The sequence below is a fragment of the Salinivibrio sp. MA440 genome (genome assembly GCF_001996265.1).
Lineage (GTDB): Bacteria > Pseudomonadota > Gammaproteobacteria > Enterobacterales > Vibrionaceae > Salinivibrio > Salinivibrio costicola.
The window spans coordinates 1-7401 of the sequence record NZ_MUFI01000079.1; the positions used below are offsets into that span (position 1 = coordinate 1).

The following is a 7401-nucleotide window of genomic DNA, read 5'->3' on the forward strand; positions in this document are numbered from 1 at the left end:
GTGGCGCGCAACCCCCATCCCCAAACCCCAAGTGGATGGCCCCATGATAGGCACCGTGGTGGGACCGGATGGCGAAGAAATCTTCTGTGATGAACACGGGCGAGTGAAAGTCCACTTCCCGTGGGACCGCTATTCTAACGGCGATGACAAAAGCAGCTGTTGGATACGGGTGGCCCAAGGCTGGGCGGGTAGCCAATACGGCATGATGGCCATTCCCCGTATTGGCCATGAAGTGATTGTGTCCTTCTTACACGGTGACCCGGACCAACCGATTATCACCGGGCGCACCTATCATGCGACCAATGTGCCGCCTTATACCTTACCGGCACACAAAACCAAGACGGTTTGGCGCAGTGAAAGCCATCAAGGCGAGGGCTACAACGAGCTCACGTTCGAAGACCAATCGGGCAGTGAGCAAGTGTATTTACATGCACAAAAAGACTGGCATACCGAGGTAGAAAACGACCGCGTGACCGAGATTGGTCATGACAATCACCATCAAGTGCATAACGACCAATTTCATCGTGTGATGGGCAATGCGCATCATACCGTTGAGGGAGAGAGTCGCCAGTACGCTCAACAAGACCAAACCCTGATTGTAGACGGCTCGCTGCATGTTAAAGCTGGCCAAGTATGGGTGAATGACGCCAGCAATGAAATTCATATCAAAGCCGGTCAAAAAGCGGTGATTGAGGCGGGGAGTAGCATCACGGTGAAAGCCGGCGGCAGCTTTGTCAGCATTGATGGCGGCGGTGTTCATCTTGTGGGCCCTGCGATTAACCTCAACTCAGGCGGCAGCCCCGGCGCAGGCAGTGGCTATGCCGGTAAAGTCGCCGCCCTGCCGTTTGGGGTGGAGTCGCCGGAGAGCCCTGATCCTTTACCCCTGCAGCTTTCGCCTGCGACCTTAAAAGTGGCATCGGTGTCAAACCTCCCTGTACTGAAATTGTGTCAACGACAATTCGATGGTTCATGCCCTCGTCAAGACTGTCCTTGTTTGCAGGAAGAGGGATAAGTGTATGACAACGCATTATTGGCTTCTCGTTGATGCTGTCAGGATCAGTGATGCCGCGCAACTGATTCAAGAACACTTTAGTGTCGTGCAAATACTGCCCTTATATGCAGGCACCCCCTTTGATTACTTGCTTGAGCAAAGCCCTTATTTGGTGAATATGGGACCGGATATCGCTAACGTCGAGACATGGCGCACACTGCCTTATTTTGATACCAGCTCGGTAATATTTGCAGTGGATGACAACATCTGTGCAGATGATTTTATTACGCACTTACAAGCGATGTTGAAGATAGAAGTTGCTGGTCAAGTTTTATGTTTGCGCTTTCAAAGCCAACGATTTTGGGATGCCGTTTTAGCACAAGCTAATATAGACGACATCGCGCAGTGCTTAGGGCCTAGCAAAGGGGTGTTTTGGTTTAACTCAGACGATGTGCCTGTGTGCCTATATAAGCCAAATCCATTTACGCCCGTGGAGGGCGAACAACAAGATTCCGTTTTTAAGCAGTGGGTGTGACATGAAAGAATACAAAATAACGAAAGGTGACTGCTTAAGTCTGATTGCTGAAAAGTTTGACGTCTCCGAAGAGGAGCTTCTCAAGCTGAACAGTACGCAAATCAAAGATCCCGACTTTATCTATGCTGGAGATACGCTAAAGATAGAGCTGCCGGAACCTGCCAATATGGAGGCCTCTCGCGAATCGTTTAAAAAGGCACCAGAAGCGCCTGCCACGGAACAAGAGTGTCAAATCGCTGATTTTGTCGACATTTTATATGTGCCATCGCATCCTAAGACGGGTGAAAAATGCTGGTACGCAGTGACACAAGAGGCCAAGGACCTTATCGAAGAAGAAAAAGTCCTAATGCAGGACGCCGTTGTTGAAGGCGACTACAGCACCACATTTGCAAATATCAATCAGCTTGGCATTATGTCTAAGTTTGCTACACGTCCTCATGAAGCGTTCATGGATGACGAAGACAAAGAACTCTATACCACCATTCTGCCACTACGTTTAGTGGTACAAACAAAAGCCTACTATAAATCTGCAGATCCTCAGGGGTTTCTAACCCAGGCACTTGAGGAGCTTGACTTAGCGTTTGATGATATTGTTCAGCAAGAGACTCGACGAGAAAATGCTGAAAGAAATGCACTGTATTATGGCGGTAAGTTTCAATCTCTTGCGCCTCAAGACAGAAGTGGCAACGCAAATTTTGACAAATTGGTCGAAGAGCGTGTCCGTACTTTTATATTGAATGCCATTGACGAACGCATTACCGAGCTGGAAGAGAAAGCGGAAAGAAATGCTGGTGACATTAATTCAGATGATGGGACTAAGTTTGTATTTAGCGAAGACCACCAATACTTCACTTCACGAAGAGAAGAGCGGATTAAAAGAGCGTGTAACCTCATTTACGACTATATCGATGGTCTGGAGCTGGCCAAAAGACTACACCAAGCGGCGATACGTGAGCTTAACGAGCTAGCGGAAGATGGTTTTCTACCCGGTTTCAAGCTACTCAACCAAGAAGGTATTGTGTTTAAAGAGCAATGCCTGACATTAGAGCAACTTGAGGGAGATGTCGGTGTTGCGGCGGGGCCCCAAGTATTACGCAATCTCGGTGACAACTGGCGGACATCACCAGAACCAATTTCAATCGGGCAGACTGAGCTGATCGATAGCTTATACGAAGAGGTAACAGGTAGCACTGAAATAAATGACAGTCTAAACATTGCAAGCCTTGTTAATGATGTCAATAAAGCCGCGTGGTCGTATTATCCAGCGAAGGCACTGATACACCTTATCGACATGACGATAACCGAACATCAAAATGCCTTGAATCAAATACTGGGTCAGAGCCAAGGCACACCGCTTGATAAGCTTTTTAATAAACTATTAACGATAAAGTCGATAGCACAGAAAAGAATAGAGCATTTAAAAAGCTTGGCTAAACAAGCGGCTCAAAAAGGCCCTAACCAGCTTAGATTCTTTTTTGCCGATGCTGAAAGGAAAGAGCTGGCCCCCGATCTTGTATTAGTGTGGGATAGAAAAGATCACCAGCCCAATAAAAAAGGTGTAAGCGCCTTTGTCAACGATGCGGGACTCAGCGATATTCAGCCAGTTGAGTGCAGTTTTTTATCCACAGGGAAAGTTTTTTACCTGCGTGGACCAGAGTGGTATATGCCTTGCGATAAGTCAGATCCATTCTATACCAAAGCAGCTTGCCATGTTGATTTCATCACTGATCGTATTACATTTGCATCTCCTCAGACGGACGCCGGGAATATCGTTGGTGTAAATAGTGTCACTGATGCATTAAAAGCGTTAAGAAAAACAAGTGTGCAAGTGAGCATAGCCCCGTTAAAAACGCAATCTCAATTCGACACTGTGTTTTGGCAAGATAGTTACCACGCTCAAGAAGGCAATATCGAAGGTTTAAACGAGCCTGCTTATGCGGAAGATGCCGGAGCACAATTTCTTCGTTTTACAGCAAAGGGAGAATCAGCACTTAACCTTCCGCTATCAGGCTATTCAGATCTCATCAAAGATCCTCGCCAAGTCGGGGCGAGTGGCAATATTTCGGCTAAGTTGGCGCTTTTGCAAGGACAAATGAGTATTTGTCTGTGGTTACCAGAGGGTGAGCAAAACAATACCTTGGGTGAAAATGCATCAGCGTCATCAGCTAGGGGTTATGCGGTGACGCTTTTCTATACCGATGATAAAGGTGAAGAGTTCAGCTACGATGTTGGCGCGTTAATGGCATGTATAACCGGTTCAGTCTATGGATTAGTTGGTGCGACGTGTCAGTTAGGGAGTAGTATTACTGTCGGCCCTAGTGACATAGATAATGGGCTAGGGGTACGTGGTAGTACCGTTTCTCTTTTCGACCCTAACGTCCATCGAGTTGAGAATATGACTGGTGCAACGCAGCATGACCTAGTGAATAGCCAGGTTGCAGCGGAGGCAGGTGTAGCGGTAGATGCTTTTGTCGGAGTAGAAGTAGGCGGCGCCTTGGGGGCGGACGTTTTCTGGGTACCACCTAATGCTCGGGTTCCTAAAACCTTAGGGACGATTAAGGGTGAATTTTCGGCAGCGTACGGCGCAGGCTTTCACAGTGAATTCCATATAGCTTTTCAGGCTGGCGTCCTAGTGATCATCGCATCTGCGCGCTTAGTAGTTGGAGGTGGGTGTAAGGGCACCTTGGGCATCGAATTAAATGCGATCAATAGTGATGACTTTATCGACTGTCTACTTGGTGTGCTTAAGCAAAGTAACTTCCGCCGCTTATCTGTGTTTGGTGATGTAGATGAAAACGGAATAAATGATGATTTTAATACCCTTAATGACATCGTGACGATAGCTATTGGTTTGGGTCTATCCTTTTCTAAGGTATTACTCATGCCACCGAACCTATGGGCATCGTACAAAAAGAATGTCATAAGCAAAGAATATGCTCCGTTCTTATCGAGAAGCCTAACAGGAGATAATGCCCCTAATGCGAGAAAATGGATTATAAAACTACCTCCCGAGACACTCGCTAACTTGATTGCAGCATTACTGAAGACTCAGACTGAGGCAACTTCTGAGGGTAGTGCGCAGTTTGTTAATCGTCGACAGGCTCAAGCTATTTTGAATATTATGGAGTGGCTAAGCAAAGACAAAGCTAACCAAGAAGACGACGAATCATCTGCCAGCCAGCGGCAATGGAAAGAAACATTGATCATAATGGCCGATCTCCAGGCGGGAGCAGATAAGCCCCAACAGTGGGAGGGGTTTAGAAAAAGCTGGTATCAGATAGCAAGGTTTATTCATAAATCTATGATCTTTGGAGCGGGAACTCGCTCATCAAGCGATACATATAGGAAATTTGATGAGGCCTCGAAAATACTTTGTGACAGAATGGTTTTAACCGTTTACACAAAAACAGTTGATACAAGACGACTCGGACCTGTCACTCATACAGAGTATCGTGCCTATGCGCGTTCAGTGGTGGCTAATGCTAGTAGCCGAGGTGTAGAAATTGAGCTAACTAGCTATAAAAATGATGGAGATAACAACCATATCGTATTAGTACCCGAAAAAAATGAAAAAATAATTGATTGGAGCCTTAAAGATGTTGGTTTATAAAAACATTATAAAGATAGCTTTTTTGCTATTTGTAGTGGTAGGTATCAGTGCCTGTAAGGAAAAAGAAAAGGCGATAAGCCCTGAAGATGACATTCCTTTATTCAAAGACTTCATTGAGGAGAAAATTGATAAAGTAGCCGATGATCCTTATATATCGAGTACAGTAAAGCCTGATGATGAGATGTATGACTTGATGCTAATGCTGCAGCGAGGTGATTGGAGTCAAACAACTTGGAATGAGATGGACTCTTTGATGAAAAAGGGCGTAGAGAATGCCAAAATAATCTATGCACGTACAAAAATAGATGAGATTTATAAACGAAGTGAAGCCACTGCGATACTGACTGAATTGATGAGAAAAGGGAACCCTTATGCGACTTACTGGTTATCTAGTAAAAGTAACTTATGCCTTTCTTATCTTTCATCAGAACATTNTCCTTATATATCGAGTACAGTAAAGCCTGATGATGAGATGTATGACTTGATGCTAATGCTGCAGCGAGGTGATTGGAGACAAACAACTTGGAATGAGATGGACTCTTTGATGAAAAAGGGCGTAGAGAATGCCAAAATAATCTATGCACGTACAAAAATAGATGAGATTTATAAACGAAGTGAAGCCACTGCGATACTGACTGAATTGATGAGAAAAGGGAACCCTTATGCGACTTACTGGTTATCTAGTAAAAGTAACTTATGCCTTTCTTATCTTTCATCAGAACATTTTGGCAACAAAGTAGCAAAAGAACTTGGCTTAGATACTTCTTATGAAAATAAATACTGTACCGAGGAAATTTACCAAAAAGCAGTCGAGGGATTTAAAAAACTCGCAGCGGAAGGCGACCTTCGCGCTCAGTACTTTTTGCTAAAAGAAAAAGGCCTTGATGAATCAGTAGAAAAGCGTGAAGAGTATATTAAAGAAGTTATTCGATTTGCAGAGGCTCATTACTACAAGCCATTAATGGATTACACATCTACACTTATGGAACCAAGTCATAGAGGTCGTAAATTTCGATCTAAAGAGCTAGAGAAGTTAGGAGTGAAACTCTTCAATATTGCTAGTAATAACTATTATATTCCTGCAATGGCAGAATCAACCGTGTATGAAGAAGATAACAATCAGCTTTTTGAACGAATGAAGAGGTCAGGAGATCGGTATTACTTTTTGGCTACTGCTCTAGATAAAAGTAATGAGTTGAGCGGAGAAGAAAAATACTGTCATGCACTATTGTATGAAAAAACATTCAAGAGTAAACGATATTTTGGATTTGACGATGAGTGGCCAGAAAAAGACGACTATGATGAAAGTATCTGTAATATAGAAAAAGAAATCGCTGAGATGAAGCCAATGATTTATATCGATTACTTCACTAGGATCGATAACTGGGGGCGAGGCTGATTTTCTGTTCGGCTGATCCTGGATTTTTACGAACTTAAAGATTTCTTCCCCGTCTTGATTTGACATCCTAAATATCCCGTTCAGTGAGTGATAYAACACTCGCTGGGCGGTAGCGTTGCTTAGCTTTAAAACGTTATGGTATCTGTCAGCCTAGACACAACTATCTGTTGGACACAGCCCTATGATGCGTCATAAAACGATTATCCAAGTTATACTTTTAAGCTTATCGATGGGTATTTTCACCGGGTGCAAAGAAAAGGCAATCAACCCTGAAAATGACATTCCTTTATTCAAAGAGTTCATTGAAGAGAACATTAATAAAGTTGCCGATGATCCCTATATATCGAGCACACTCAGGCCTGATGATGAAATGTATGAGGTTCTCCTTAATTTACAGCGTGGAATTCCGTGGGATGAAAAAATACAGCAGCGTTTTTCTAAGCTTATGTCTAAAGGTAATGAAAATGCCACGATCATCAAGGCTCGGTCTGGATTATTAAATATCGAGAAACGCAGCTATTGGGCATCAGTACTAACAGACTTGATGGAGAAGGGAAACCCCTATGCAGCCTACTGGTTGTCAAGCAAGAGTAATATTTGTCATATGTACCTTGGCTCTCGCAACTTAGGGAATAAAGTTGCTAAAGATCTTGGCTTAGACACCTCTTACGAAAAAAAATATTGCACCGAAGAAATCTATCAAAAAGCGGTCGAGGGATTTAAAAAACTGGCAGCGCAAGGCGACCTTCGCGCTCAGTACTTTTTGCTAAAAGATAAAGGCCTCGATACATCAGTAGAAAAACGTGAAGAATACATTAAGGAAGTAATTAGATTTGCAGAACTTCACTATTATAGGCCTCTAATAG

3 protein-coding genes and 1 pseudogene are annotated in these 7401 nt (G+C 44.0%); all 4 read left to right on the forward strand.

The features are described 5' to 3' along the window. Positions 1-1012, forward strand: a 1012-nt coding sequence (locus BZG80_RS15345; protein ID WP_131827569.1) for a type VI secretion system Vgr family protein, incomplete at its 5' end; no start/stop codon positions are given. 4 nt (positions 1013-1016) lie between these two features. After that, on the forward strand, positions 1017-1526 hold the full coding sequence (locus tag BZG80_RS15350; RefSeq protein ID WP_158009997.1) for a DUF4123 domain-containing protein: 510 nt from the start codon (positions 1017-1019) through the stop codon (positions 1524-1526). Between the two features lies 1 nt (position 1527). Continuing rightward, entirely contained in the window at positions 1528-5136 is a 3609-nt protein-coding gene (locus BZG80_RS15355; protein ID WP_158011563.1) for a LysM peptidoglycan-binding domain-containing protein, read from the forward strand. Positions 5137-6716: 1580 nt separating this feature from the next. Beyond that, positions 6717-7401 (forward strand): annotated as a pseudogene (locus tag BZG80_RS15365) (sel1 repeat family protein); the annotation flags it as partial.

Coding starts and splice junctions, on each gene's coding strand:
- BZG80_RS15350 (WP_158009997.1), top strand. CDS start 1,017: ATGACAACGCATTATTGGCTTCTCGTTGATGCTGTCAGGATCAGTGAT.
- BZG80_RS15355 (WP_158011563.1), top strand. CDS start 1,528: ATGAAAGAATACAAAATAACGAAAGGTGACTGCTTAAGTCTGATTGCT.